37 protein-coding genes are annotated in these 25,845 nt (G+C 60.1%); 20 read left to right on the top strand and 17 right to left on the bottom strand.

Going from position 1 to position 25,845, the window contains the following annotated elements; genetic code table 11:
- The first annotated feature begins 101 nt into the window (after positions 1-101).
- From cysS to ACXADQ_RS16525, 4 genes are read left to right on the top strand one after another with little or no spacing between them, the layout of a single operon-like run.
- Positions 102-1,493, top strand: coding sequence for a cysteine--tRNA ligase (gene cysS, locus ACXADQ_RS16540; protein ID WP_475323387.1), 1,392 nt, complete (start codon positions 102-104; stop codon positions 1,491-1,493).
- On the top strand, positions 1,490-3,106 hold the full coding sequence (gene cimA, locus ACXADQ_RS16535; RefSeq protein ID WP_475323383.1) for a citramalate synthase: 1,617 nt from the start codon (positions 1,490-1,492) through the stop codon (positions 3,104-3,106). The genes cysS and cimA overlap by 4 nt, the downstream gene beginning before the upstream one ends.
- 18 nt (positions 3,107-3,124) lie before the next feature.
- A complete protein-coding gene (locus tag ACXADQ_RS16530) occupies positions 3,125-4,102 on the top strand; it encodes an alpha/beta hydrolase (RefSeq protein WP_475323379.1) in 978 nt (325 codons plus the stop codon).
- The gene (locus ACXADQ_RS16525) at positions 4,092-4,871 is read left to right on the top strand and encodes a squalene/phytoene synthase family protein (protein ID WP_475323376.1); all 780 of its coding nucleotides are present in this window, start codon (positions 4,092-4,094) and stop codon (positions 4,869-4,871) included. The genes ACXADQ_RS16530 and ACXADQ_RS16525 overlap by 11 nt, the downstream gene beginning before the upstream one ends.
- Here ACXADQ_RS16525 and ACXADQ_RS16520 read toward each other — a convergent pair whose 3' ends face one another.
- Both ACXADQ_RS16520 and cobA read right to left on the bottom strand, forming a co-directional pair.
- Complete coding sequence (locus tag ACXADQ_RS16520) at positions 4,872-6,089, bottom strand: MFS transporter (protein ID WP_475323372.1); 1,218 nt, start codon at positions 6,087-6,089, stop codon at positions 4,872-4,874.
- Positions 6,090-6,162: 73 nt separating this feature from the next.
- Positions 6,163-7,014: a uroporphyrinogen-III C-methyltransferase gene (gene cobA / locus ACXADQ_RS16515; RefSeq protein ID WP_475323368.1), complete on the bottom strand. Its 852-nt coding sequence runs from the start codon at positions 7,012-7,014 to the stop codon at positions 6,163-6,165.
- 79 nt (positions 7,015-7,093) lie between these two features.
- Here cobA and ACXADQ_RS16510 point away from each other — a divergent pair, with 79 nt between their 5' ends.
- Both ACXADQ_RS16510 and ACXADQ_RS16505 read left to right on the top strand, forming a co-directional pair.
- Positions 7,094-7,723 (top strand): DNA-3-methyladenine glycosylase family protein, encoded by a 630-nt coding sequence (locus ACXADQ_RS16510; protein ID WP_475323364.1) that lies wholly within the window; start codon positions 7,094-7,096, stop codon positions 7,721-7,723.
- On the top strand, positions 7,720-8,388 hold the full coding sequence (locus ACXADQ_RS16505) for an alpha/beta hydrolase (RefSeq protein WP_475323360.1): 669 nt from the start codon (positions 7,720-7,722) through the stop codon (positions 8,386-8,388). The genes ACXADQ_RS16510 and ACXADQ_RS16505 overlap by 4 nt, the downstream gene beginning before the upstream one ends.
- Here ACXADQ_RS16505 and ACXADQ_RS16500 read toward each other — a convergent pair.
- The gene (locus ACXADQ_RS16500; protein WP_475323356.1) at positions 8,385-8,807 is read right to left on the bottom strand and encodes a VOC family protein; all 423 of its coding nucleotides are present in this window, start codon (positions 8,805-8,807) and stop codon (positions 8,385-8,387) included. The two genes, ACXADQ_RS16505 and ACXADQ_RS16500, sit on opposite strands and share 4 nt — an antisense overlap.
- A gap of 236 nt (positions 8,808-9,043) precedes the next feature.
- Here ACXADQ_RS16500 and ACXADQ_RS16495 point away from each other — a divergent pair, with 236 nt between their 5' ends.
- On the top strand, positions 9,044-9,631 hold the full coding sequence (locus tag ACXADQ_RS16495; RefSeq protein WP_475323351.1) for an HNH endonuclease: 588 nt from the start codon (positions 9,044-9,046) through the stop codon (positions 9,629-9,631).
- A gap of 119 nt (positions 9,632-9,750) precedes the next feature.
- On the top strand, positions 9,751-10,725 hold the full coding sequence (locus tag ACXADQ_RS16490) for a tyrosine-type recombinase/integrase (RefSeq protein WP_475323348.1): 975 nt from the start codon (positions 9,751-9,753) through the stop codon (positions 10,723-10,725).
- On the opposite strand, the gene ACXADQ_RS16485 is transcribed toward ACXADQ_RS16490, so the two are convergent.
- From ACXADQ_RS16485 to ACXADQ_RS16425, 13 genes are all read right to left on the bottom strand, one after another.
- Complete coding sequence (locus tag ACXADQ_RS16485; protein WP_475323344.1) at positions 10,722-10,964, bottom strand: hypothetical protein; 243 nt, start codon at positions 10,962-10,964, stop codon at positions 10,722-10,724. The two genes, ACXADQ_RS16490 and ACXADQ_RS16485, sit on opposite strands and share 4 nt — an antisense overlap.
- Positions 10,957-11,394: a hypothetical protein gene (locus ACXADQ_RS16480; protein ID WP_475323342.1), complete on the bottom strand. Its 438-nt coding sequence runs from the start codon at positions 11,392-11,394 to the stop codon at positions 10,957-10,959. The genes ACXADQ_RS16485 and ACXADQ_RS16480 overlap by 8 nt, the downstream gene beginning before the upstream one ends.
- 5 nt (positions 11,395-11,399) lie before the next feature.
- Positions 11,400-11,540, bottom strand: coding sequence for a hypothetical protein (locus ACXADQ_RS16475; RefSeq protein ID WP_475323339.1), 141 nt, complete (start codon positions 11,538-11,540; stop codon positions 11,400-11,402).
- A gap of 13 nt (positions 11,541-11,553) precedes the next feature.
- Positions 11,554-11,727, bottom strand: a complete 174-nt coding sequence (locus ACXADQ_RS16470; protein WP_475323335.1) for a hypothetical protein — start codon at positions 11,725-11,727, stop codon at positions 11,554-11,556.
- Positions 11,724-12,533 (bottom strand): DNA adenine methylase, encoded by an 810-nt coding sequence (locus tag ACXADQ_RS16465; RefSeq protein WP_475323331.1) that lies wholly within the window; start codon positions 12,531-12,533, stop codon positions 11,724-11,726. The genes ACXADQ_RS16470 and ACXADQ_RS16465 overlap by 4 nt, the downstream gene beginning before the upstream one ends.
- A complete protein-coding gene (locus tag ACXADQ_RS16460) occupies positions 12,530-12,922 on the bottom strand; it encodes a hypothetical protein (protein WP_475323327.1) in 393 nt (130 codons plus the stop codon). The genes ACXADQ_RS16465 and ACXADQ_RS16460 overlap by 4 nt, the downstream gene beginning before the upstream one ends.
- The gene (locus tag ACXADQ_RS16455; RefSeq protein WP_475323324.1) at positions 12,915-13,835 is read right to left on the bottom strand and encodes a DUF5131 family protein; all 921 of its coding nucleotides are present in this window, start codon (positions 13,833-13,835) and stop codon (positions 12,915-12,917) included. Before ACXADQ_RS16455 ends, ACXADQ_RS16460 begins: the two co-directional genes overlap by 8 nt.
- Positions 13,828-14,307 (bottom strand): ASCH domain-containing protein, encoded by a 480-nt coding sequence (locus ACXADQ_RS16450; RefSeq protein ID WP_475323319.1) that lies wholly within the window; start codon positions 14,305-14,307, stop codon positions 13,828-13,830. The genes ACXADQ_RS16455 and ACXADQ_RS16450 overlap by 8 nt, the downstream gene beginning before the upstream one ends.
- 143 nt (positions 14,308-14,450) lie before the next feature.
- Positions 14,451-14,804, bottom strand: coding sequence for a helix-turn-helix domain-containing protein (locus ACXADQ_RS16445; RefSeq protein WP_475323315.1), 354 nt, complete (start codon positions 14,802-14,804; stop codon positions 14,451-14,453).
- Entirely contained in the window at positions 14,801-15,157 is a 357-nt protein-coding gene (locus ACXADQ_RS16440; RefSeq protein ID WP_475323311.1) for a hypothetical protein, read from the bottom strand. The genes ACXADQ_RS16445 and ACXADQ_RS16440 overlap by 4 nt, the downstream gene beginning before the upstream one ends.
- Positions 15,154-15,417: a hypothetical protein gene (locus ACXADQ_RS16435; protein WP_475323307.1), complete on the bottom strand. Its 264-nt coding sequence runs from the start codon at positions 15,415-15,417 to the stop codon at positions 15,154-15,156. The genes ACXADQ_RS16440 and ACXADQ_RS16435 overlap by 4 nt, the downstream gene beginning before the upstream one ends.
- Positions 15,417-15,584 (bottom strand): hypothetical protein, encoded by a 168-nt coding sequence (locus ACXADQ_RS16430; RefSeq protein ID WP_475323303.1) that lies wholly within the window; start codon positions 15,582-15,584, stop codon positions 15,417-15,419. The genes ACXADQ_RS16435 and ACXADQ_RS16430 overlap by 1 nt, the downstream gene beginning before the upstream one ends.
- Positions 15,581-15,961, bottom strand: coding sequence for a hypothetical protein (locus ACXADQ_RS16425; protein ID WP_475323300.1), 381 nt, complete (start codon positions 15,959-15,961; stop codon positions 15,581-15,583). The genes ACXADQ_RS16430 and ACXADQ_RS16425 overlap by 4 nt, the downstream gene beginning before the upstream one ends.
- A 194-nt stretch (positions 15,962-16,155) precedes the next feature.
- On the opposite strand from ACXADQ_RS16425, the gene ACXADQ_RS16420 reads away from it, so the two are divergent.
- The 4 genes from ACXADQ_RS16420 (at position 16,156) to ACXADQ_RS16405 (ending at position 17,948) form a co-directional block, all read left to right on the top strand.
- Positions 16,156-16,425: a hypothetical protein gene (locus ACXADQ_RS16420; protein WP_475323296.1), complete on the top strand. Its 270-nt coding sequence runs from the start codon at positions 16,156-16,158 to the stop codon at positions 16,423-16,425.
- Positions 16,400-16,939: a PDC sensor domain-containing protein gene (locus tag ACXADQ_RS16415; protein WP_475323292.1), complete on the top strand. Its 540-nt coding sequence runs from the start codon at positions 16,400-16,402 to the stop codon at positions 16,937-16,939. Before ACXADQ_RS16420 ends, ACXADQ_RS16415 begins: the two co-directional genes overlap by 26 nt.
- Positions 16,932-17,246, top strand: a complete 315-nt coding sequence (locus ACXADQ_RS16410) for a hypothetical protein (protein ID WP_475323288.1) — start codon at positions 16,932-16,934, stop codon at positions 17,244-17,246. Before ACXADQ_RS16415 ends, ACXADQ_RS16410 begins: the two co-directional genes overlap by 8 nt.
- A 66-nt stretch (positions 17,247-17,312) precedes the next feature.
- On the top strand, positions 17,313-17,948 hold the full coding sequence (locus ACXADQ_RS16405; protein ID WP_475323285.1) for a GNAT family N-acetyltransferase: 636 nt from the start codon (positions 17,313-17,315) through the stop codon (positions 17,946-17,948).
- On the opposite strand, the gene ACXADQ_RS16400 is transcribed toward ACXADQ_RS16405, so the two are convergent.
- Complete coding sequence (locus ACXADQ_RS16400; protein WP_475323283.1) at positions 17,851-18,258, bottom strand: helix-turn-helix domain-containing protein; 408 nt, start codon at positions 18,256-18,258, stop codon at positions 17,851-17,853. The genes ACXADQ_RS16405 and ACXADQ_RS16400 overlap by 98 nt on opposite strands.
- 392 nt (positions 18,259-18,650) lie before the next feature.
- Between ACXADQ_RS16400 and ACXADQ_RS16395 the strand changes: the two genes are divergently transcribed.
- From ACXADQ_RS16395 to ACXADQ_RS16360, 8 genes are all read left to right on the top strand, one after another.
- Positions 18,651-19,976, top strand: coding sequence for a hypothetical protein (locus ACXADQ_RS16395; protein WP_475323279.1), 1,326 nt, complete (start codon positions 18,651-18,653; stop codon positions 19,974-19,976).
- On the top strand, positions 19,973-20,677 hold the full coding sequence (locus ACXADQ_RS16390) for a hypothetical protein (protein ID WP_475323275.1): 705 nt from the start codon (positions 19,973-19,975) through the stop codon (positions 20,675-20,677). Before ACXADQ_RS16395 ends, ACXADQ_RS16390 begins: the two co-directional genes overlap by 4 nt.
- Positions 20,674-20,985, top strand: coding sequence for a hypothetical protein (locus ACXADQ_RS16385; RefSeq protein ID WP_475323271.1), 312 nt, complete (start codon positions 20,674-20,676; stop codon positions 20,983-20,985). The genes ACXADQ_RS16390 and ACXADQ_RS16385 overlap by 4 nt, the downstream gene beginning before the upstream one ends.
- Entirely contained in the window at positions 20,986-22,119 is a 1,134-nt protein-coding gene (locus ACXADQ_RS16380) for a DUF7146 domain-containing protein (protein WP_475323268.1), read from the top strand.
- Positions 22,112-22,318: a hypothetical protein gene (locus tag ACXADQ_RS16375; RefSeq protein ID WP_475323266.1), complete on the top strand. Its 207-nt coding sequence runs from the start codon at positions 22,112-22,114 to the stop codon at positions 22,316-22,318. Before ACXADQ_RS16380 ends, ACXADQ_RS16375 begins: the two co-directional genes overlap by 8 nt.
- Positions 22,315-24,177, top strand: a complete 1,863-nt coding sequence (locus tag ACXADQ_RS16370) for a DNA primase family protein (RefSeq protein ID WP_475323264.1) — start codon at positions 22,315-22,317, stop codon at positions 24,175-24,177. The genes ACXADQ_RS16375 and ACXADQ_RS16370 overlap by 4 nt, the downstream gene beginning before the upstream one ends.
- Positions 24,178-24,645: 468 nt before the next feature.
- Entirely contained in the window at positions 24,646-25,344 is a 699-nt protein-coding gene (locus ACXADQ_RS16365) for a hypothetical protein (RefSeq protein ID WP_475323261.1), read from the top strand.
- Between the two features lie 88 nt (positions 25,345-25,432).
- Entirely contained in the window at positions 25,433-25,813 is a 381-nt protein-coding gene (locus ACXADQ_RS16360; RefSeq protein ID WP_475323258.1) for a hypothetical protein, read from the top strand.
- Positions 25,814-25,845: the final 32 nt, after the last annotated feature.

The following is a 25,845-nucleotide window of genomic DNA, read 5'->3' as shown; positions in this document are numbered from 1 at the left end:
GAGCATCATCAGCGGGCCGTTCTTCTATTCCAAATCAGTGTCGAAGTTGCTAAGCCCGCCCGCAAAGCCGTGGTGGCGTCTGCACGCGCATGAGGACACGAATGACGACGATCAAGCTGCACAACTCGAAAACCCGCCGCAAAGAGGTTTTCACCCCCATCGATCCCAACAATGTGCGGATGTATGTCTGTGGGCCGACGGTCTATGACCGCGCCCATATCGGCAACGCGCGGCCCGTGATCGTGTTCGACACGCTGTTTCGGCTGCTGCGCCATGTCTATGGCCCCGATCACGTGACCTATGTGCGCAACTTCACCGACGTGGACGACAAGATCAACGCGCGGGCCGCCGAAAGCGGGCGTTCGATTGGCGAGATCACCGCCGAGACCACGCAATGGTATCTGGACGATATGCGGGCCGTGGGGGCGATGGACCCGACCGAGATGCCTCGGGCTACGCAATATATCCCGCAGATGATCCAGATGATCGAGACACTGATCGCGGATGGCTACGCCTATGCCAAGGACGGCCACGCGCTGTTCCGGGTGCGCAAGTACAAGGAGTATGGTGCGCTGTCTGGCCGCTCGGTCGATGACATGATCGCTGGCGCGCGGGTCGAGGTGGCGCCCTATAAAGAAGACCCTATGGATTTCGTGCTGTGGAAGCCCTCGACCGATGATCTTCCGGGCTGGGACAGCCCTTGGGGGCGGGGGCGTCCTGGCTGGCATATCGAATGCTCGGCCATGTCCTATGAGCTGCTGGGCGCCAGTTTCGACATCCACGGTGGCGGCAACGACCTGATGTTCCCGCACCACGAAAACGAAATGGCCCAAAGCTGCTGTGCCCACCCCGAGGGTGGCTTTGCCAATGTCTGGATGCATAATGAAATGCTGCAGGTCGAGGGCAAGAAGATGTCCAAGAGCCTGGGCAATTTCTTCACCGTGCGCGATCTGCTGGATCAGGGCGTGCAGGGCGAAGTGATCCGCTATGTGTTCTTGTCCACCCATTATCGCAAGCCCATGGACTGGACCGAAAAGAAACGGCTAGAGGCGGAAAAGGTTTTGCGCCGGATCGCGCAGATTCTGGCCGAGGACGGGCCCGCTGAGGTGCCAAGCGAGTTTGTCGACGCTTTGGCGAACGATTTGAACACATCGCTGGCTTTGACCTTAGTGAACAAGTATTTGAAGAGCAAAGAAGCGGCGAAGCTGCGGGGGGCATTGTCTTTGTTGGGCTTTGATCCGGCTGGGCTTGTCGAGGGGTTTGCTGGACCTGAGGCCGCAGGGGATGAGGCGGATGATCCAGTGATTGGCGCCTTGGCCAGCAAGTTGCAGGCGTTGCGGGATGCGGCGATGCAGAGCAAGGATTTCTCGGCTGTGGACGCTATGAAAACCGATCTGGTCGCGGCTGGATTGGACGTGAAGATGTCCAAGGACGGTGTGGAATTGTCGCCGAGTGATGGTTTTGACGCCTCGAAACTGGAGGGCCTGAAATGACCGAGCGGCTCTATATCTATGACACCACTTTGCGCGATGGGCAGCAGACGCAGGGGGTGCAGTTCTCGACCGCTGAAAAGCAAGAGATCGCGCAGGTTCTGGACACTCTGGGCGTGGATTACATCGAGGGCGGCTGGCCCGGCGCGAACCCCACGGACAGCGAATTTTTCGAAACCAAGCCCAAGATGGATGCCGTGTTCACCGCCTTTGGGATGACCAAGCGGGCCGGGCGCTCGGCGGAAAATGACGACGTGCTGGCGGCGGTGATGAATGCAGGCACGCCGGCGGTCTGTCTGGTTGGAAAAACCCATGATTTCCACGTGGAAACCGCACTGGGGATCACCCTGGCCGAGAACACGGACAACATCGCGCGCTCGGTCGAATATCTGGTCGCACAGGGGCGTGAGGCGCTGTTTGATGCCGAGCATTTCTTTGATGGCTACAAGGCCAACCCCGCCTATGCGATCGAGGCGGTGAAGGCCGCTTATGACGCGGGTGCGCGCTGGGTGGTGCTGTGTGACACCAATGGCGGGACCATGCCGCAAGAAATCCACGACATCACCAAGGCGGTGATCGCGGCGGGGATTCCGGGCGACCATCTGGGCATTCATACGCATAACGACACTGAAAACGCGGTGGCTGGGTCCTTGGCCGCGATTGATGCGGGCGCGCGGCAGGTGCAGGGCACGCTGAACGGGTTGGGCGAGCGTTGCGGCAATGCCAACCTGACCACGCTGATCCCGACGCTGCTGCTGAAGGAACCCTATGCCAGCGCCTATGACACCCGCATCAGCCATGAGGCGCTGACGGGGCTGCTGAAGGCCAGCCGCAAGCTGGACGATATCCTGAACCGCGTGCCCTTCCGCCAGGCGCCCTATGTGGGGGCCAGCGCCTTTGCGCATAAGGCGGGGCTGCATGCCAGCGCGATCCTCAAGGATCCGTCGACCTATGAACATATTGACCCGGCGGTGGTGGGCAATGAACGCATCATTCCGATGTCCAACCAGGCGGGGCAGTCCAACCTGCGCAAACGTCTGGCCGAGGCAGGGCTGCAGGTTGCGGCCAAAGACCCGGCGCTGGCGCGCATTCTGGATGTGATCAAGGCGCGCGAGGCCGAGGGCTATACCTATGACAGCGCGCAGGCCAGTTTCGAGCTGCTGGCGCGGACCGAGCTGGGCCAGCTGCCCGAGTTTTTCGAGGTGAAGCGCTATAAGGTCACGGTCGAGCGGCGCAAGAACAAGTACAACAAGATGGTCAGCCTGTCCGAGGCCGTCGTGGTGCTGAAAGTAGATGGCGAGAAGAAACTTTCGGTGTCTGAATCCATGGATGAAAACGGCTCGGATCGCGGGCCGGTCAATGCGCTGTCGCGCGCCTTGGCCAAGGATTTGGGGCGCTATTCGGACGTCATTCGCGACATGCACCTGGTGGATTTCAAAGTGCGGATCACCCAGGGCGGCACCGAGGCCGTCACCCGCGTGATCATCGACAGCGAAGACGGGCAGGGGCGGCGCTGGTCCACTGTGGGCGTGTCCCCGAACATAGTTGATGCGTCCTTTGACGCTCTTTTAGATGCAATAAATTGGAAACTTCTGCGCGAGATGGGCGCAGACTAGCGAACAGGAAAATTGGTAATGATTGGTAAGGTTGCGTTCTCGTTGGCCATGTTTGCGGTTGTGCCCGGGGCGATTGCCCTTGGGTTGATCGCCTCGCAGGGTCCGGGTCAGGTCGATGGCTCGGGCGGGCTGGATTTCAACAAACAGCTCGAGCGCGGTCTGGCCGACCCGCTGCCTGTGGCCCCGGTTTCGATGCGTGACGGTTTCCCGCTGCAAGTGCGTCACCTTGATGGACCCGAAGGCGCGCCGCTGTTGGTGATGGTGCATGGCTCGGGCTGGCAGGGCGCACAGTTTGACAGTCTGGCGCGTGAATTGTCTGCGCAAGCCGAGGTGTTGGTGCCTGATCTGCGCGGCCATGGTGCACAGCCCGGACGACGCGGTGACGTGGACTATATCGGTCAGTTCGAGGATGATCTGGCCGACCTGATCGCCGCCTATCGCAAGCCTGATCAAAAGGTCATCTTGTTGGGCCACAGCTCGGGTGGAGGGCTGGTCGTGCGGATGGCGGGCGGCACACATGGCGCGCTGCTGGATGGCGCCGTTCTGCTGGCGCCCTTCCTGAAATACAACGCCCCCACGACTCGGGCCAATTCCGGCGGTTGGGCCACGCCTCTGACCCGGCGCATCATTGGTCTGACCATGCTGAACGCGGTGAAAATTCCCGTGCTGAACCACCTGACCGTGATCCAGTTTGCCATGCCCCAAACCGTGCTGGACGGCCCGCTGGGGCACACCGCGACGACGGCCTATTCCTATCGGTTGAACACCTCTTATGCGCCGCGCAGTGACTATACTGCTGATATCGCGGCGCTGCCGCCTTTCCTGCTGGCTGTCGGCGATCAGGACGAGGCCTTTGTGGCCGAGGGATACCAGCCGCTGATGTCCGCGCATACGGATCAGGGGCGCTATGCCTTGATCCCAGGGGCGGCCCATCTGGACATGGTGGACGATCCGCAAACCCTGACCGAAATTCAAGGATTCCTGAGTGAGTTTTGATGACCCCGACATGATCGCCTGCGCCGAGCTGGTGCAGCGCGCCGACCCCGACAGGTTCCGCGTGGCCATGGCCGCGCCGGTGCCTGCGCGGCTGGTGCTGTTCCCGATTTTCGCGGCGAATGTCGAGGTCTCGCGCGCGCCTTGGGTGACGCAGGAACATCTGATCGCCGAAATGCGCCTGCAATGGTGGAGGGACGCGTTTGAAGAGATCACCGCGCAGGGTCAGGTGCGCCGGCACGAGGTCGTCACGCCTTTGTCGCGGGTGCTGGATGCGCGCGGGGCGCAATTGCTGCTGGAGCTGGCCGAGGTGCGCAGTTGGGATATCTATCGCGACCCGTTCGAAGACGAGGCGCATTTCAGCCGCTATCTCACCGCCAGTTCAGCCAATCTGATGCTGGCAGCGGCGCGCGCCCTGGGCGACGTGGATGAAAGCGTGGTGCTGGATATGGGCTATGCCGCCGGGCTGGCCAACTATCTGGCTGCCGTACCCGCCCTGGAAAAGGCCAAGCGCATTCCTTTGCTGGATGGGCGGCCCGAAACCGTTGCGACACTGGCTACGGACGGGCTTGCGCGGCTGAAACGGGCCCGTGCGGCGCGGGCGCGGGTTGCACGCATTGCGGCCCCCGCGATGTTGCTGGGATGGAAGGCCAAGGGTATCCTGAAACGCGCGGCCAGTCAGCCCGAGCGTGTCGCGGCCGGTGCTTTGGCCGGGTCAGAATTCCGCGACAATGCAGGCCTGATGCTGCGGGCCTTTTCAGGGCGCTGGTGATCACGCCTCTTTCGGGCGCAGCAGCAACCAGATCATTGCGCCACCGGCCAACATCAGGAACGGTGCCATCGCCAGGTTGACCGAGGTCCAGCCCACCTGCGCGGACCCGCCCGAGCAGTTCATCAACCCGCCCGAGGCCAGCGAGGCAAAGGTCACGCCGCCAAACACCAGCAGGTCATTCAAACCCTGCATCCGGCCGCGCTCGTGCGGTTCATGGGCCCCCGCCAGCATCGAGGTCGCCCCGATAAATCCAAAGTTCCAGCCCACGCCCAGAAGGATCAGCGCGATAAAGAAGTTCTCCAGATCAACGCCTTGCAGCGCCACAGCGCCCGCGCCAGCCAGGATGATCAGACCCGCCGCGATCACCTTTTCCACGCCAAAGCGCGCGATCAGATGGCCGGTAAAGAAGCTGGGCACGAACATCGCCAACACGTGCGCCGAAACCACATCTGCCGCCGTGTCCGTTTCAAACCCGCAGCCCACAACCGCCAGCGGGGTCGAGGTCATCACCAGGTTCATCAGCGCATAGCTGACCATGCCGCAGATCACGGCAACCAGGATGCGCGGGGTTGTGATCAGCTCCCACCGGGTGCGGCCCTTGGGCGCGTCGGCCGAGGGCTCTTCTGGGGTGGGGATATCCAGGAAAAATAACAGGAGCGATCCAAAAATGTTCACGCCGATCACGGCAATGTATGTGCCCACGAAAGGGATCACCATGGCGTCGACCGTCACTTTGACCAACTGCGGCCCGATGATGGCCGAGGCCAGACCGCCCGCCATCACATAGGAAATCGCCTTGGGGCGGAACGCATCGCTTGCGGTGTCAGCGGCTGCAAAGCGGTAAAATCCCTGCGCGGACATGTAGACCCCGGTGATCAGGCTGCCCAGCAAAAAGATCGGGAAGGACGCGATATACAGGCCATAGGCGCCTACAGCGCCGCCCAACGCGCCAGCCGCCGAGCCAATGAAGAACCCCGTGCGTCGCCCGAACCGTTGCATCGCCCAGGACAAAGGCGTCGCCGACATCATGCTGCCCAGAACGATCAGCGAAATCGGCAGGGTTGCGAAGCACAGGTTCGTCGCCAAAGCCTGTCCGGCCAGACCTCCGATGGTAAAGATCATCGGCATCTGCGCGCCCAGAACCGCCTGGGCCAAAACCAGAATGGCCACGTTGCGCTTGGCGCGAGAGTTGTCGGGGATATATTCGGAACTGCTCATGCGAGCAGTGCTAGCCATTTGCGCAGACCCGCGCAAGCCGGATATTTACGGTGTTAACCAGTTCCGTTGCGGCCTAGGGCTCTTCTGCGGGGCGGCCTCGGTCCAGCGGGTCCAGATTGCGCGGCGCCTGTCCGGCGATCATACCCTGCCAATCCAACACTTGCCGCAGCAGGACCGAGCGCCCAATGCACAGGATGGCTGGGGGTTTCATGTCCGAGGCCGCGATATCGGCCTCAAGCCGGTCCAGCCGGGTTTCCAGAACTTGCTGATTGGGTGTGGTCGCCTGGGCCACCACGGCGCAAGGCTCGTCACCGGGGCGTCCGCCCTTCAGCAAGGCTTCGGCGATCCGGCCCGCATGTTTCATCCCCATATAGATCACCAACACCTGCGCGCCCTGTGCCAGCGCGCTCCAGTTGATCGCACTTGGGGTCTCGCCGGTTTGGTCATGGCCGGTGACAAAGACAACCGATTGGTTCACATCGCGATGGGTGACGGGAATGCCAGCATAGGCCAGCCCGCCGATCCCGGCGCTGATACCGGGGATGATGCGCACGGGCACACCGGCCTGCACCAGGGTTTGCGCCTCTTCTCCACCGCGGCCAAACACGAAAGGATCGCCCCCTTTCAGCCGCAGCACCCGTTTGCCCTGTTGGGCCAGCTCGACCAGTCGCAGAGAAATATCGCGCTGCTTGGCCGAGGGCTTGCCCCCGCGCTTGCCCGCGTATTCCAGTTCTGCCTGCGGGGCCCAGTCCAGGATCGCCGGGTCCACCAGCGCGTCATAGACCAGCACATCCGCCTGCTTTAGCGCATTCAATGCGTGCAGCGTCAACAGCCCCGGATCGCCGGGACCCGCGCCGCACAACCAAACCCATCCGGGCTCAAGATCAGGCCAGTGATAGGCAGGAAGAGGAGGGGAATCGATCATGCCCCCTGTATGAGGCGTTTTCCCCGGCTGGAAAAGAGCAAAGCCCGTTCCTATAGTCGCCACAACACAGGAGAGAGCGATGGTAGGGCGGATTATCCAATCCCAGGACTGCGTGGCGGAAGGGGCCGATTGGCTGTGCCGCGCAGACCCGTTGATGGCGCAGGCCTATGCGCTGACGGGGCCGTTGCCGCTGCGCTTGAAACCGGACGGGTTTGCGCAGCTGCTGAACGCGATCGTCAGCCAGCAGGTTAGCGTGGCCTCGGCCAATGCGATCTGGGCGCGTCTGGACGATGCCGGGATGACCGAGGCCAACGCGATCGCCGCCAACAGCGAAGAGAACCTGCGCGATCTGGGGCTTAGCCGCCAAAAGGCGCGTTATGCCAAGGCTCTGGCCGAGGCCGGGATTGATTATGACGGATTGCGCGACACGCCCACTGATCAGGTGATCAAAACCCTGACCGCCGTCACCGGGATCGGTGTCTGGACGGCCGAAATCTATGCCATGTTCAGCCTGGGTCGCGCAGATGTGTTCGCACCGGGCGATCTGGCCTTGCAGGAGGCCGCCCGTATCCTCTACGACCTACCCGAGCGGCCGCGTGAAAAAGCGCTGAGACAGATGGCGGACAAATGGTCCCCCTGGCGCAGCGTAGCGGCGCGGATGCTATGGGCCTATTACAGGCTGGAAAAACAAAGGGAAGGGATCAGATGACACGCGTGTTGCAAGCCGGCCGGGTCGAACCGAAATCAGGAGAGGCCCCGCGCTCGGTTGTGGTGTTTTTGCATGGCTACGGGGCCAATGGCGCCGATCTGCTGAGCCTTGCCGATCCGTTGGGCGATCATCTGCCCGATACTCTGTTCATTGCGCCTGACGCGCCCGAGGCCTGTCCCGGCGCGCCGATGGGGTATCAGTGGTTCCCAATCCCGTGGATTGATGGCTCGTCGCAAGAGGAACAAGAGCGCGGGATGCAACAGGCCGCCGAGGACCTGAACGCGTTCCTGGATGGCGTGCTGGTCGACAATGACATGCTGCCCGAACAGATGGTTTTGTTCGGCTTCTCGCAAGGCACGATGATGTCGCTGCATGTCGCGCCGCGCCGCGAGGACGAGGTCTCGGGCATCGTCGCTTTCTCGGGGCGTCTGATGTCGCCCGAGCTGCTCAAAGACGAGGCCATCAGCAAGCCGCCCATTCTGCTGGTGCATGGCGATCAGGATGACGTGGTGCCCGTGCAATCGCTGCCCGAGGCCGCTGAGGCCCTGCAAGAGGCCGGGTTCCAAGAGGTCTACGCCCATATCCAAAAAGGCACCGCCCACGGGATCGCGCCGGATGGGTTGTCGGTGGCGCTGGCCTTTATGCGCGACAAGCTGGGGCTTTAAGCCTGCCACAAACGCGGCTCGGCGAATTCCAGGGAATTGCCGGCCGGGTCGCGAAAATAAAGGGATCGGGCGCCGTTGGGCCAGTCGAACTCGGCCTCGATCTCGATCCCATGCGCTTGTAGATGGTCGCGCCATTGACCAATTTGCGCACGCGTTGCCGCAAAGCACAAATGCCCCGGACCGCGCGCCCCATGTGGTGGAACCGGCATCGTGGTATTGCCGGTCGCGACCTCGGTTTCATCCGGGTTGAACAGCAGCAACACTGCCCCCTGCATCCGGAAAAACACGTGCCGATTGGCGATGCGGGTGATCACGCTCAGTCCCAGAACGTCCTGATAAAAAGCCTGTGCGACGTCCAAATCGTCGACATAAAGGGCTGATTCCAGAATGGCTTGGGGCGGGGATGGCTCGTTTTTCATGGAACTCACTCTATCTTAAACCCCTGCAAAGGCGAGTCAGCGCAGCGTTTGCCCGCGCATTAGGCAATTGATGCGTCACGCCCCTGTCATCTTGCCGCGCTAGGTGCAGTAGGCATGCAGGGCAGATCATGGGGCTTGCCCCATGCCTAGCACGATATATAGTGATGCATAGCTGGGGCGGGATGTCCCGCCTTGGTGCCAACAGCGGGCAGACAGGGCAGGGAGCCAATACGCCAATGGATGGAGACTTCAGGACAGAATTCGTCAGAGACCCGGGTGCACTGAAACAGCACCCCGCCTTGGTGCTCAACGCGGATTACCGGCCCTTGTCCTATTACCCGCTATCGCTGTGGCCCTGGCAAGAGGCAGTCAAAGCGGTCTGGCTGGATCGGGTCGACGTGGTGGCCGAATACGAGACTACGGCCCGCAGCCCCAGTACCGAGATCCGCATCCCCTCGGTGGTCGTCCTGAAAGATTTCGTAAAACCTCAAAGGCGCGTGGCATTCACGCGCTTTAATTTATTTCTGAGGGATGAATTCCGCTGTCAATATTGCGGCAGTCGGGGGGATTTGACCTTTGATCACGTTGTGCCAAGGGCCTCAGGCGGGATCACCAGTTGGGAAAACGTGGTGGCGGCCTGTTCGCCCTGCAATCTGAAAAAAGGGTCCAAATCGCTGCGCCGCGCCGGGATGCATCTGCGCCAGGTGCCCCGTCGCCCCAGCGCGGGCGAGATGCAGAATATGGGCCGCAAATTCCCACCCAACCACCTTCACGAAAGCTGGATGGATTTCCTGTATTGGGATGTGGAGCTTATTCAGGATTAACGTAAGTACGTTATTTTACGTTGTTTTGTCGGGATTATTGCAAATGCCAACCCTTGCAATATCATCTATCCTGTAGAAAATGCGGCCTTTGTTACGCATGAATTACGCAGGATTTACGCATGGCGAGTATTCGAAAGCACGGGGACAGGTGGCGCGCAGAAGTATCGCGCAACGGTCAGAGGGCGTCAAAGGTTTTGCGCACCAAGCGCGAGGCGCAGGATTGGGCTGCGAGGCAGGAATATCTTTTCGGCCAGACGGATGGATCGCGGCCCACGATGACCTTGGGCGCAGCGGCGCGGAAATATGAGTTAGAGATCCTTCCCAAGAAAACCGTGCGCTGGAACAGTCCTGGGTCCGAGATTTATGCGCTGCGGCTGATCATGGAGGACGAGCTGGCCCAGAAGGATGTCGCGGCGATCACGCCTGCGGACCTTGCTGCGTGGCGTGACCGGCGGCTGCTGTCTGTGGCCCCGTCTTCGGCGCAGCGCTACATGAACACTCTGTCCAGCATACTGTCAGTCTGTGTGCGCGACTGGGCGCTGATCGATGACAACCCGATGCGAAAGGTGCGCCGACCCCCGCCCACGCCCGCGCGCAAGCGCCGTCCCACGCCAGAGGAGATTGAGCGGATGTCGGTGGCCGGTGCCGATGTGAACACGGCACTGGGTCGGGCGCACTTGGCCTTTCTGTTTGCGATTGAAACGGGTATGCGCGCCGGGGAGATCGCCGGACTGACAGAAGAAAGCTTCGATGTCGAGCGGCGCGTGGCGCATCTGGCCAGAACAAAGAATGGAGAAGCGAGGGATGTGCCGTTGTCCCGTGCGGCGCTGCGCATTCTGGCGAAGTTGCCCGAGGCTGACCCGCTGTTCGGGTTCCATTCCGGGCCGAACCTGTCCACCAATTGGTACGCGCTGAAAACCAAGGCGGCGGTCGAAGGGTTGAACTTTCACGACAGCCGCCACGAGGCGGTAACGCGCCTGTCGACAAAGCTGGATGTCTTGGCGCTGGCCCGGATGATCGGGCACAAAAATATAAAAGAGCTGATGACGTATTACAATGAAACGGCTGAGTCGCTGGCAGCGCGGCTGGACTAGCCGCGCACATAGGTGACATTGCCGATCCGTTTGCTGTCGATTTTTCCAGCTCTGATCCAGGTCCGAACGGTCTGCGGCTGAACGCCTGCACGCTCTGCATGGGCCTTGACTGTTTCCCATTCATCGCGTGGCTTGATCGTTGCTCCGGTGATGGCGGATTTCAGATCAGCGATTTCGGCGCGCAGGGCTGCGATTTCATCGGTGCCGATCATCACCATTATGCGGGGTTGTTCAGTCATTGGCTGCCTCGTCTTCTTCGGTTGGGCCCGGGATGTATTCGTGATTGCGCGATGCCGAGAACTGCCAGCCGGTGAAGGTCAGGTTGTGCTTCTTTTGCCATGCGTCGATTGTGGCGCGCACCATGTCTTGAAGGTCGTTGCGCAGATCAGGGGGAACATCAAAAACCGTATCGCCACCTTCGGGGTCGCCATGGTTTTCCCATGCGTTTTCATCAGCGTTCTCCACAAACATATCTGCATCGAAATAGCTGCTCAGTGCGATATTGCCCGGCTTCATTGCTTCCACAATATAGCCGCCGTCGTGTTCTTCCTTCGCGATGCGCACCGCTTCTTCGCGGCTGTCGCATTCCGTGTGGAATTGCTCGTCGTCATGGCCGACCCACCAAGACCAGTGTTGGTTTTTTTCGTTGGCTTGTGTTTTCTGTTCCATTTCCATCACCCCCAGATGATCAGCGCGATAAGCACGGCTGCCAAGCATCCAGACATCCAGCGAGCGGTTTTGTTTGTATTGTTGTCGTAGTTGCGTTCGGTGCGGGCGTCTTTGGTGTCCCAGCCAAACCATTTCCAGAATTTCATGATAGTTCTCCTTTCAGGCCACCACGGCCAGCTCGGGCACGTTTGCAGACACCAGCGCCTCGGCCATCACCGGGGGAACACTGTTGCCGCACATGCGGGTTTGTTCGGTCTTGGTGAAGGTGCGGCCATCGGGTCCGCGCTCCAGCCCGGTCGGGTCGTCCAGCAGGTCTAGGAAGGTGTCTTTCATTGGCGGGCCTCGGCTTGGTGCGCAAATAACGGAGAGGGATCGGCGAAGTTGCACCAGATGACCTCGGTGCGTTTTGCCGCGCGGTCTGCCATCGCCTTGATTTCGATCCGACGCCAATCGTGAAGGGCGTCGTCATAGAGGGTCGATGCATATCCGCTTAGGACCACATGTCCCTTCATGTTGCGCAGGCTGTCCAGAAGGGCGGCGTGATCATCGCGGGTCATTTCGTGGCGATAGTCCCGTCCCTTGTCCCGCGTTTCTGGTAGATACGGCGGATCGACATAGTGGACGGTTTGCTCTCCATCGTGTGCCAGCATGACCTGAACCGCTGGTCGCTGTTCGATCACACCGCCGCGCATCCGCTCGGCCGCGATTTTGATTGTCTCAGGCAGCTTCGCCCAGCCATGCACCGGCAATGTGCCAGATCGCATTCCGGCGGCGCGAAACCCTGTCTTGCGGTGAATGCCAGACGATCCATGCCCAAAGTGCGACCTGATCAGGACGCGTCGCGCCCGTTCAAGGTCTGTGCCAGCCTGTTCATAAGATGCTTCATGCTCGGCCCGCGCAAACGGCGTTATCGAAATCGCTGACGCGAGTTCGTCTGGCGCATCACGCAGAACCCGAAACAGCGTCACCATGTCGCCGTCCATATCGTTGTAGACTTCGAGGCGTGATCGAGGCTTTGCTAAAAGAACAGCAGCGCCACCGCCGAACGGTTCCGTATAGCAATCGTGCGCCGGGAAGAGTCCAATGATCTTGTCAGCTAGCCGAACCTTGCCGCCGTGATATCTGACGAGTGCGCTCATTCCGCCACCTCGTCCAGCTTGGCGACCTGATCCAGAACCCACGCAACGTGCTGGGCGCGGTCGGGCCAGACCAGATCGTTGCCGGGGTTGGCTTCCTGCCACATCTTGATCCCGCGCATGTCGGCTTCCCAAAGGCGGTCAAGCAGCGCCTCCTTTTCCGCCAGCGCGGCTTCGGCTTTCTCGGCGCGTTCTTTCCAATACCGCTCGGTGGTCTCGAATATGTCCTCGTCAACGTATCGGTGGAACTCGCGCTCGCGCTCTTTGTCGCCCTCCCAGCGCGCGACCGTTGCGTGTACGGACAGAACAGCCGAAACGACGCCCTGGCCATGGTCTTCGCACTCGGCCATCCAGATTTCGCGGGGCCATTCGATTTGCTGTTCGTCAGGCATTGGGCACCTCGCTCCACTCGCACCCGTCCAGCAGGCGACCGGCGGCGCGCTTGCCGGTCCTGTCGCCCCAATTGTCGAACTCCCCCCACTGCTTGAAAAAGAACTTGGTGCCAGCGGCCACACATTGATCCCGCAGGGACCGCACCCAATCGGGGTGCATGGGGCGGGCGTTTCGACCGCTTTCCCCGCCGACGATCACCCAATTCAGGCTGTAAGGCCCGTCAAGCTTCAGAGCATCCAGTCGAATTCCGGCCGCTGCTGATACGTCGAGAAATGGTGGCAGATTGGTCAGGTCCACCGGCCCCAACAGCGGCTCCGCGCTGACGAACCGCACCGCCGCCGGGGTTGCCAGAAGGTCAGGGATACGCTTATCCGCCGCCTCTTGGTTCTCGATGCTGACGCCAAGCCAGACGTTGGGGAGGCCATCTTTGGACCAGCTAATCGCGGTCTCTGGAAATATCACAGGGCCTCCTGGGATTTCGTCAGTGCGTTCTGCCCAGCGTTGGCCAACATCATGGGATGATAAATACGCCCGCATCCGATCCGCCCGCTTCGTCAGCACCTGAAACGTGTGCTGCGGGGCCAGAGCCATGACGGCGAACACCCGGTCGATCCATTCGTCGGGTACGCTCTCGTGAAACAGATCGCCATGGGCGCAGACAAAGATCATGCGGGGCTTGCGCCAGCGCAGGGGCTGTTCAAGCCATTGCTCGTTAAACCGGACCTCGCCTGTGAACTTAGCCTCACCGGCGGCATTCAGGCGGGCCAGCCCTTCGCGGCTGGGGTGGTGCTTGAGTCGGGTCGCGGCCAGCGTGGCGGCGTAGCAGTGCTTGCAGCCGTCGCTGACCAGGGTGCAGCCGGTGATAACATTCCAAGTGGAATCGGTCCATTCGATGTGGGTTTTGTCAGCCATGTTGGGACTCCAGTTTCTTTTTCCACTTGAACATCCCCTGCGCGCCCTTGACCGGGATGAACGGGACCGGCTGGACGTTTGCCAGGACGAACCCGTAAGGCCCGGTGAACCACGGGCTGTCGCTGTGATCGACGCAATCGACGATTTCAGCGGTTCCGATGATCCCACCGCGCGGTTGGTCGATGAAAAACCTTTGGCTTGGCCACAGATCCTCCATTGTCGGTGGCGGCGTTTTGGCTTCCTTGGTGGAGGTAGCTGCGTGGTGGTGCCAAGCGATCACGTCGGGCAAAATCCATTTAAATTCGGCTAGGTTGCGGGGCTGGATAGCGGATCCCGCATGAATACAGATCCGCCCACGATAGTGGGTGCGCCACGAACGGTTCTCGATGTCCTTGCCAGCGTTCAGGATCGCCCAGGCCCAAGGCTGGCGGATCGACAACGCGCGGTCTGGGAGGGTGGAAAGGTCAGTCATCGGATGTCTCCTGAATGCCCGCCTCGGGTGCCCATGCCGGTGCGGGCGGGAAAACGAGTTCAATCGGGTCTCGTTTGTGACGTGGGGTGCGCCTGCGCCCATCTCAGGCTGGCCCACGGGGCGTTGTGAAAAGGGCGGGGAAATCACGCGGCCTTGGCTTTGGCTGCCTCGTTCAGGATCCGCAGGATGGCGCTCTGCGTGTCCGGCGTCTGGCGGCGGAACAGAGCTAATGCTTCGGCTTCCTGTGCGTCCTGAGGGGTCAGCGTGTCCGCCTCGGGCTGGTCCAAACCCTCGTAGAAATAGCCGACCTCGACCTTCAGCAGCTGGGCAGCCTCGTGAAGCCTGCTGGCACTGATCCGGTTGCGGCCGAGCTCGTATTTCTGGATTTGCTGAAAGCTAATGCCGAGGTGATCAGCCACATCGCTTTGCGTAAGGCCCATGACTGCGCGGCGTTTTTTAAGCCGATCGCCAACGTGTGCGTCTGTGGGGTGGGTCATTGGGTGCGCTCCGTTTTGGTTTTCATGTGTTCAACGGTTGCGTCATCGACCTCGATCATCGCGTCGATCGCTTCCTCTAATAGGCTGTGAATTGCAATGGCGTCGGCCAACGTGATTGCGAAGTCGAGCACTTGGCCTTTCAGGGCTACGCGCACCTCTGCAAGGCCATACATTTCATTTCCGTCGCTGACGGCAGCGGGGTTGATCCAAAACAGTCCGCATGGCGGTGTGATCGGTATTCGGTCGGGATCATCTGGCAGTACGCCGATGAAGCCGACTGAATTGAAAAGCGTGCCTTCACTCATTTCCACGTCCTTGTGGTTGTGGCGTATTTTGGCGGTGGGGTGGGTCATTGCTTCGGTCCTTCCATCCAAAAAATCAGCTCTTCCGCTTCGCCCCGCTCGGTGGGCATGGGGCTATGTTCGGCGATCACGCGCGCTGCGGCGATCACTTGGGTGTCGGGGTGGTGGGTCAGATCGGCGATCACGGCGCGGGCTGAAATAAGCGCGTCCGCGATCGCCTCGCTGCGGGCATCGTGAGTGGTGGCAGCGTGTGTGGGAAACATGTCATTCGATGGGGCGGGGCTGTCAGGCAGGATTTGATCGGGCTTCATCACCAGTTCCTTTGCAGATGGTCTAGAGTTTGGGCAAAGAGGGTCAGCAAGTAGATCCCGCCGCCGATGACAGCGACCCAAGTCAGAAGGCGAAGGCCGCGTTCGCCGAGATCGCAAAGCCGGTCGCGGCGGATCTGGGGGCGGTTGAGGTTCTCGAAATTGCTCATACGGCGCCGCCGGGTGTGTCGGTGCAGATCAGGTGATAGCCTTGGCTAGTTGCGTGTTTGCGGATCCGCGCGCGGGTCCGGCCTGTCACCGTGGCGATCAAGGCCTCGACCGAGTTAGGGGCGGGTTCCTTTGTATCCCGTGGCGGCAGGGGGCGGACGTTGCCTGACCAGGCCGGCACGGCCAGCGGCAGGCGCGCCATGCGCTCGGGGGTGATCGGATTTCCCTGCGCCTCTTTCGCGGCCATCCATGCGTCTTGGCGCAGGGCGGGCAGGTGGGCGAATGCCTGCGGGTTGCGGATCACATCGGCACAGTTGTGCGGCAGGTCTGCAAGAACGACCGTCGTTGTGGCTCGGGCATCTGTTGGTTTGGATAACATGGCCCCTCCTTTTCTGTTGGTTGCACGGTGCGTAGCGATCCTGCTGGATGCGCAAAATGCATCGCTAAACGCGAAAAGCGTCTAAACAAACCCATAAAGCGTTGAAAATTGCCTTGTCAACGCAAAATGCGTTTGCTAGGCATCTTGCGTGCCGTGATTGTGCGGAAATGTAGATTTCTAGGAAAAGGTGCGTTATGAATGCAGCACACTTTAGGGTTGAAAATATGGTTAAACAAAAACTGCTGGCAGGTGTTGTTGCCTGTTTTTCGGTTTTTTCCGCCCCGGCCAGTGCGTCCGACGTGTCTGGGCGTGTTCTCGTTGATTTGCAGACTTCGCTTGCAGAGGCGCGCATAGATCTAGCGGCTTCAGCACTTCGAGCGGCAACGGCTGAGTTGGACAAAAAAAGCGGTTTGGACCCATGCCGAAGGGCATCGGGCGATGAAGGCTATCATGGCGGGGTATGATGTCGGGCGGTCGATCCTTGTCCTTGACCGCCATGGGGACTTGCTATTCGACAGCTACAACGGCTTTCGATTGTTCGCAAAGGATCTTTCGGATCGCCAGTATTATCGCATGGGATGGCATGCAGCGATCGGCCAAGTTATTGTTCAGGCGAAGGTTATTGGTCGCCAATCCGGTCTGGAATTCATTCCACTGACGATGCGGACCATTGGCGGTGACGGCCCGGATGGATTGCTTGCCGTTCTTACCTTAGTCCCGGATCAATTGATCCCTGATATCCAAATCTGTCCAGTATGTGGGTTTGTGGTTTTGCAGGATGGAAATGTGCTGGCTTCGAGTCATAGCCTTTCCACTGCCAACCAAGATATTGCCGCGCGGGTCCAGTTTGACGGCGAGTATGGGCAGCGGTCGTTGGATGTTCGAGGGGTGGACCTTTCGATCCATTGGCGGCGCAGTGCCAAGTATGGGCTGATTTTTGTCTATTATGCAGCGCAGGAGGTCATTGTCGATGAATGACAGCGAAGGACAGGAAAGCGATGTCTTGGAGATGCTTGGCCGATTGCGCAAAGATCAGGGAGCGACCTCGGTGACCGAAAGGACTGGCGCGCGGCTTTGGGGGAAGTGGCTGGGGCGGGTGGCCTTGGTCGTGAGCGGCGCCGTTGCGGGAACGGGTGGCGCTTTGTTTGCTGATGAGTTCAAGCGCGACCCGATCGGGCCTGGGCCAGAGTTTACGGTTTTGGTCGAAGAAATAGCCCGGTCTTTGCAGGTTTCCCCAGGCCGTTTGGAAGAAAGATTGCTCGCCGCTTATCAGGGCAGGGATTAAATCAGAGAATAGTTTCTCGAAATTCTATAGCATGACCCATGGAAGCGAGTTTTCTAGGGAAAAGTCATGCATCATGTTCGTCGCGCTGAAGTCAGCGACGTTTGTAGCGTTTCCATGATCCATCACCGCTGTTGGAGCGAGTGTTATAAGTTCATGCCGCCGCATGTTTTGGAGGCACGGGGGCCGAGTTTTAGGCAAACCCAATGGGCGCGACTGTTGTCTGCGCCTCGCCCATGGCTATATTCAATCGCTGTTTTGACCCACGATCAGGAGATTGTCGGCTTTTCTATCATCAAGCCCAATGAGGACCCGGATTTGCTTGGGGCGGCCTATGAGTTACATGCCATGTATATTTTGCCTGGGCACCGGGGCGGGGTTGGTGGACCGAAGCTGCTGCGCTGGATGTTGGATGATCTGGGCTTGGGGGGCGATGATCGGTTTTCGGTTTGGGTCTTTTGTGAAAACCCAATGCGTTTTGCCTATTTTGCGGCAGGCATGACGATCGAGGTTAGGCGCGATCGCGTGATCGAAGGAGAGCGAGTCCCAGAACTGGGCTTGCTGTCGCCGCCGGTTTCGAAGGTTCGGGCCGTGTTGGATCGGTTGATCAGGCGCGCTGGCGCTGAAGGCGGTGCAGCTGAAACTCGATTACATTCGAAATACCGGTATGACCGGATTTCTGAATATAGTCGCAGATGTCGATGACAAGGCTGGCCAGTTCTTCGTTGGTCGCTTCTTTTGCGCCATCGGCCTCGAGAACAAGCATGATCACCTCTTTCAGCACGTCAGTCGAAACGCCGCCCATACGCGTGTCGGACTTGGAAATCCCATAGGCAAGCCAACTGGGTTCCGTTCTGAAGGCCCTAGCGTATTCGTCTAGCTTGGCAAAGGTGATGCCTCGGCTGCTGTTTTCGTGCCCCCGATAGGTCGATATCGGCCAGTCGAAGGCTTTAGCCGCAGCTTCGGCGGATTGGAACCCAGCTTTGGCGCGGGCGGACTTCAGTCTGTCATGCATTGTTTCGGTCATGAGTTGCATATAGCGCCTATAACGACGCAAAAAGCATTGCAAAGCAACGCAAAATGCGTTTATTGATGACGCATGTCAGAAAAACACTTCGAATATTGGCGATCGGTTGGGCATTTAGCCGAGGATTTCGAGGTTCCCTATGGGACCGCGAATTCTTGGGTCACGCGCGGTGCGATCCCCTCTGCATATGACGTTCGAAGGATCCAGTTGATCACCGAGAAGGGTGGCAAGCCGGATTTCGAAGCGATCGCTAAGGAGCGCGCCGAAGCAAAAACACGAAAATCGTCAGGTTGTGGGGGTGTTCGCAAATGACCGCGAGCCCGGATCCTCAACTCGGCGGCATGTTGTCTGCAGTCCCGTCCCTAGAAGGGGCAGCGAACATGCCGTCCGATTCCATCCACCGTAAATGCGGTTCCATCATAAAGACGTCCCTTAAACGGGGTGAAGCCGACGTAGCCACCGAAGCCGTTCTTGGCGTTCACCTCGCCGCAGACATGTCTCAGGGTTTGCCCTTTGGTCGTAACGATTTCGAGGTGTTGGAGGTTTCGGAATTGAGCGGACTGGGGGTCGCGCATCTTGTTCTTGACTACGCTCTGGATCGAGCTGGTCTGTCTGTCTGTCAGGGGTATGGTTTTTATGTCCGTTGCATCGACCTCGCTCATGCAGGCGGGCAATGTGAGGGTAGCTCCAAGAAGGACTGCGATCCGAAGCATTTGAGAACACCTTTTTCGGGGGTTTCTGTCGCTGCTTTTATCGCACTAATTGCGCTGCGCTTCAAACCCTCATTTCTGGATTGTTTGCTTGACACACCCCAGCGCACCTCCTCTGCGCTGGTGCGTGGCGTCCCGGTGGGGTCTTCCTCCTCCCTGACCTTCCGGGGCGCCAAATTATTTAGAGGAACCGGCCGATCTGGCCGGCCTGCTGCCGCGCGTTTGAGGGATGTGCGCGCGGCCACCTTGCGCGGGGGCGGACAGGCCCGTCCTCGCGCGCTTTCTTGCCAGGGGTTGTCTGGGATGCGCAAAACAAAAGGCGTGGCCGCTGGCGCGCCACGCCCTCGCTCCTCCCTTTTTCATGGCGGGTTAATCCGTCAGTCGGCGCAGGGCTTCTGCCCCGGCTGTCGGATGGGATTCGCCACGAAAGACTTCACCCACGCGATTTGCGTTCGTGCCCAGATATTGGACAATATCGGTGAAGGTTTTGCCTTGAATTTGCAAGATATGGGCGGTAACCGCCTCCTCGAAATTCAGGGACTTTCGCTTAACCTTAATCGGGTTAAGCTTGACACCTGTGATAGGGTGTCTGTCATCGGGGCCAATGCCCCTGTCGTGATAAGCCATGGTCAACTCCTTTGGCTTATGGCGGATTTCAGCGTTTGTAGGATTTCGCTGGTGTCCGCATTGTCCCACACTTTCAACGAGGGTGTGGTGGCCTCGGCTGAGATAGCGTTCGTGCGCTATCTCAGCCTCATTATTCAATGCAGCTCTTATCTGGTAAAGTTGGAACAAGGTTTGTTTTTGCTTTGTTCCGGCTGGCCTGAAGTTAATGGCCTGACAAAAAACGGTATTCTCAAAAGCAGTAAATGCTCGTTTGAGCGCGATGAGGTGCGCTTTTTAGCTGATTCCGCAACCCAGAATATACGCAAGACGATTCGTTTGCGCCGCATTGGTCGTTCGGCTTCGGCCCCGTTTTTCGAGGCAGTCGCATGACGCAAAACCGTTCCACAGCCGTGATGCAGCGCCGGGTCGAGCCGCACAAGTCGCTGGATGATTTTCCGACGCCGCCATGGGCCACGCGGGCCCTGTGCGAGTGGCTTGGCCAGCAGGGGCATCAGCTGCGCGGGATGGCCTGCCGGGAACCTGCGGCCAATCGGGGGCACATGGTGGCGCCCTTATGCGAGTATTTCGGCAAGGTGACCGCGTCTGATGTGCACGACTATGGCGTCGGATTTCCTGTGCAGGACTACCTGTTCGGTCCGATGGCCGGGACCGACTGGACGATCACCAACCCGCCTTTCAGGTTGGCGGAACAGTTCATACAGAGGGCCTTTGAAACCAGTGACAGCGGTGTGGCGGTGATCGTTCGTGCCGCGTTCCTGGAGGGGATCGGGCGATATCATCGCCTGTTTGCTGCGCATCCGCCCAGCGACATCCTGCAGTTCACGGAACGGGTGGTCATGGTCAAAGGGCGGCTGAGTGCGACAGGCAGCACGGCCACCGCCTATGCCTGGCTTGTCTGGGATAAGGCGGCCTATGCGCCTCTGGGGCCGCGGTTTCACTGGATCCCACCGTGTCGCAAGCATCTGGAAAAACCGGATGATTATGTTGAAACGCCCGTTGGCGATGGCTGGCGGTCGGTCGCCGAGATGGCTGCGCCTCTGGTAAAGCATGCAGGGGAAGGGCGGGCATGAGCGGTTCTGCAAAAAAGGCCGAGCAACTGATGCTGTCTAGCTGTCTTGCCATCACCTACAATTGGAGTCGCGTGGATCCGCAAATGATGTGGCGCCAGATGCTGGCTGAGTGTTTGCCGTCGGCGTCTGGTTGCGGGTCTGAATTGCTGCCCATTTGGGTTGCGGCCGATGCCTTTGTGAAAGCCCCCCCTGGCAAGGAGCGCGACGGTGCCAAGTTTCGATTGCAGATCGAGATGCGTGACTATTTGCAGATGCGGGTCGCCCGGTCATACGAGGCGTTTCGCGGTGTCGATGCGGGGGGCGTCTAGGTGGCATTTCGTGGCGACGATACTCGGTTGCGTGACGCGCAGGCCGTTCCGATCCGCGAGATCGTCGACAAGCTGGACGCCCATTTGGCATTGCAACGCGCCGGGCGCGAGCAGGTAGGGCCCTGTCCTGTCTGCGGTGGGCGCGATCGGTTTTCGATCAACCTCGATCGCGGGGTTTTCAATTGCCGGAATTGTGGTGGCGGGGATGGCATCAAGCTGGTGCAGCATGTGCTGGGGTGTGATTTCAAGGCTGCGTTGGACTGGTTGGTGGGCGGTGCAGATTGCCGGATCGATCCCGAGGAAGAGCGTCGGCGTCGCGAGGAGCGCGAGCGTCAGAAGAAAAAGGCCGAAGCCAGTGCCGCGCGCCGCCGCGACGACGCCATCCGAGCCGCCCGCGCGATTTGGGACGCGGGCCGTGCCGCCAGCGGGTCGCCTGTGGTTGATTATCTGTGCCGTCGCGGGATCGCGTGGAGCAAGCTTGCAGCGCCACTGTCCTGCCTGCGCTTTCATCCAGCCTTGCCTTACATGGTGCCATCCGACGATGGCCGCGGCTGGTCTGAGATATGGCGGGGCCCCGCGATGCTGGCTGCAATGCAGGCGCCGTCAGGCAAGTTCACCGGGGTCCATCGAACCTGGCTGGATCTTGATCAGCCCAAAGGGAAGGCCGATATCCGCCACAATGGCGAGATTTGCAAAGCCAAGAAAACGCTTGGCTCCAAGAAAGGGGCCGCAATCCGCCTGGTTGGCCAGAGGGCTGCAAAAATCCTCGTGATGGGCGAGGGCATTGAAACGACGCTTACCGCTGCCATCGCCGGGTCTTTCCCGGATGCCGCATTCTGGGCGGGTATCGACCTTGGCAACATGGCGGGGCGGCGCGTGTTGCGGGGAAAAGGGATGAAATATGCCGGCGTGCCTGATCTGGACGACGCTGAAGCTTTCTTGCCTCCGCCCTGGGTCGAGCGCCTGATCTTCATCCAGGATGGCAATTCCGAGCCGCGCAGCACGCGGGCCAAACTGGTCGCGGGTCTGCGCCGGGCCAAGGCGGTGCAGGGCACGAGCAGCATCCAGATCGTCCATGCGGGCGAAGGGTGCGATTTGAATGACGTTTTGATGGGAGAGGGTAGCGATGGATAGTGAAGATTTGCGGACCGAAGCGTTGGGCCTGGCCGGAAAGTTACGCCGGGCTGGCCTGCATGGCGAGGCACAGCGACTGCGCGCTGCGGCCCAAAATGATCGCCTGGAGGACAGCCGCAGGCGTCGCCAGATCAAAACCCTGGAAACCATGGTGAGCGCGGGCCATGCCCTGATGGCCGATGCCAAAGGGGCGGCATGATGGACAATGTAGACCGGGTACGCGACCAGCTGGCCCATCCCGAGGACATTGATATGGGCCCGGTCGCTAAAGGCGCGTTTCATAGCGATGATCGCGGCCTTGACGGTGTGCCCCCGCACCCCCCACAAGTGGACGATATGGATGAGCCCCCCGAAGCCAAAGGGGCGCATTTGCCGTTGAATGACACTGGCAATGGCCGACGGTTCGCTTTGTATTGCGGGGATGATGCGATGTATGTCCCGCGTGTAGGCTGGCATATCTGGGATGGCCGTCGCTGGAAACTGGACCCTGACGATTTGTCAGTTCGGCGCCATGCCCAAAGCATCCACGAGCGGGTAGCGGCCGAGGTGCCCTATTTATCGCTCACCTCGATTGAGACCCGCCTTGCTGATCGGTTGGAACATGTTCGGGCCGAGCTGGCTTCGATCGAGCGCGGTGATCATCAGGATTTGGATGGGGATGCGCTGGCCGATCGCAAGAAATCGCTGTTGGAAGAAAAAGACGGCCTGACAGCCAAGCTGTGGGGCAAGGGCAGTTCGCGTCAGCGGCATATGACCTGGGCCAAGTCTGCTGGGAACACCAACGCCATCAAGAACATGCTGACCGAAGCCACGACCAGCTTGGCCCGCGAGGTCGAGGATCTGGATGCGGACCCGCTGACGGTAAACACTGAAAGCGGAATCTTGCGGTTTTCAGTGATCGATATGCGTGACGAAGGTGCTGGAAAGCAGGCCAGTGTTGCCTTGCTTGATCATGCGCGCATGGTGCCGATCGACGGGCGCAACCGCAGCCAATACATCACCAAGATGATGCCCGCCGTCTATGATCCCGGCGCCAAATGTCCGCGCTTCGACGCTTTTCTGGAACGGGTACAGCCGGATCCCGAGATGCGCGCTTGCTTGCAGCGTTGGTTTGGTCTGTCCATGACGGCCCTGCCGATTCAGAAGTTTCTGTACTGTTACGGAATGGGCGCCAACGGCAAATCACTGCTGGCGGGCCTGATGCGCCGGATGTTGGGTGATTATGCGACCATGGTGCGGATCGAAAGCCTGACGGGAAAGAACCGTAAATCGGGCTCGGATGCCACGCCAGACTTGATGCGCCTGATTGGTGCGCGCGCGGCGATCACCAATGAGCCCGAAGAAGGGGAGCGTCTGCAGGAACAGAAGGTCAAGGAAATGACCGGCGGCGACGAAATGCTGGTGCGCAACCTGCATTCGGACTTCGTGGCTTTTACGCCTTATTTCAAGCTGACCTTCACCGGCAACCACAAGCTGGAAATCAGGGGCACCGATGACGGGATTTGGCGGCGTCCGCTGCTGTTCCCGTTCGATGTGCAGATCCCCGAGGCCGAGCGCGACGAGAAGCTGGGGGACCGGCTGTTCGAAGAAGAGCGATCAGGTATTCTGAACTGGATGATCGCGGGGCTTCTCGACTACCTGGAGGGCGGTCTTCAGGAGCCACAGCAAGTGCTGAGTGCGACCGAGGAATACCGCAAGGACAGCGATCCTGTGGGTGACTTTCTGGCCACGGGATGCGAGATCGATGGCGGGTCAGATTTCCTGCCTGCCCGCGAATTCGTCGATGCCTGTTATCTGTACCTTCTGGAAAACACCGCCCATGCGTGGCAGCCCGGCAACCTGCAGCGCAAGCTGAAGGAACGTGCGGGCAAGTACATGCACCCGGCCACATCCAAAAGCTATGCGCGCCACAAGCGCAATGGCACCTGGGGCTACGTTGGCCTGCGTCTGACCAAGGATATGGCCGCGCGCTTGGAAGATGCGCCGCGCGACCAAAAGGGCCTGCCGATGCTTCGCAAGGACAGCGCCGGTTCCAGCGGCGGGGACTACCCGCTGTGATGAGGCGGGTGGCATATCCCACCTTGGACGCCACCCGCACCCCGCACCCCTACATCCTACTTCGACTGAAATCGGGGCAGTTTTCCAAGTTCTGCCCCAACTCGGGGCATGTTCCCAAACAGGATGGTCCGTGGAAATGGACAAGGTTTCAAAGCGTTACGTTCATTTCGGGGCAGGCGGGGCGCGCGGGGCAGAAATTTGCGGCTTACGTGTGTGTGCGAGGAAGCCGGGGTCAGGGGGGAATTGTTCTTGCGTGTAACTCGATCCGTTGCGCCCTATCTGCCCCGCGCGCCACGCCTTGCGTTTTTAGTGCGTGTTTTCAAGGTGTTGCTTGGGCTGGCGGGTTGTTAGACTTCTGCCCCATGGCTGTGCGTTCTGCCCCATCTGCCCCGGTTAAACCTACCGAAAAACAACATCTTGTAATGCTCTCTATCGAAACAACGAAATATGGAAGAACTGGGGTTAGGTATGATGGTTCAGGCAATCAATGGCGGCAAGTGTGTGGGTGGGACAGCGTCTCTACAGGCGATCTCAATCCTTGATCTGCTGGAATGGGCGTTCCGGCGGGAATGTGCGCAGTTGGACTTCGACCGGCATGGGGCGTCGGCTGTGGGGTGGGGTTACGTTTCCTCGACGGCGGCGATTATTCAGCACGAACAGTTGGGGTGCCGGGTCGATGGTGGTGGGCGGTCAGATCCGCACCCGGACGCGGATGTGGTGGCATCGGCCTTGTCGGTCTTGCCCGAGGCGCGCGGTGGTCGGCCCATGGCGATCCGTATTGCCGAACTGGCGCGGGCAGGGGCCGTGCCCGATTGGATGCCAGGGGCTGCGCCGAAGGTCGTACCCGTTGCCGTCAATGTGAACCAGTTTGGTGTGATTGCGAAAACCGAAGACGCGTCCGGCTTGGGTGTGCATGGGTGGCCTGCGCAGCCGCGGCGCAACCGCAAGGGCGTGGTGGTGCATGATGCTGTCAAGTATTGCCCGGTATTGGTGCGTCCGACTGCTGCGCAAATTTCGCGGGCGCGGCGTTCTTACCTTGACTGGTGGGGCGCCCTGTTGGAGCTGCGCGAGGGGTTCCGGCTCTATGGTGGATTGAGCGCCTTTCAGGTGACCGACGCTATGCCGCCGATGACACCGTGGAAGAAAATTGTTGACGGCGAAAGTTAGGCCCCCTAGACAAGTTACCAACTTCCGAATTGCGCCCGGAGAGGATGAACCCTCTGCCGGGCGTTTTCATTGGGGGCTTCAGTCAATCATGGGAAAACTCAAAGGGTGCGGCATGCGCCCCATGTTGCCGCGCGCGGGCGGTTGTCGCTTTCGTGCGCCCGCAGACGCGGACGTTGAGCGTCGGAGCGCCGGGCGCCCGATCAATACGGCCAAGTGGCAGCGGGCGCGGCGGGCATTCATCGCGAAGCGGACGGCGGCGGCGGCTCTTTTGGGTGACGTCCTGCGTTGCGAACAGACGGGCGTTGCTCTGATTGGCATCAACCAGGCGCCCGATAGTCCTGTGGTGGATCACATCGTGCCCGATCGAGGTGATCTTGCGCTGTTCTGGGACGAGGACAATTGGCAGATCGTGTCCAAGGAATGGCACGACCGGGTGAAGCAGAGCAGAGAGAAACGCGGCGAGGCCTAGAGCTGACGCCATCGAAAGAGGGGGGGGTGGGT

It is taken from the genome of Thalassovita sp. ABM4_323 (genome assembly GCF_056158665.1).
Note: the sequence above shows the minus strand (reverse complement) of the source record. Positions and strands in the feature narration are given on the sequence as shown.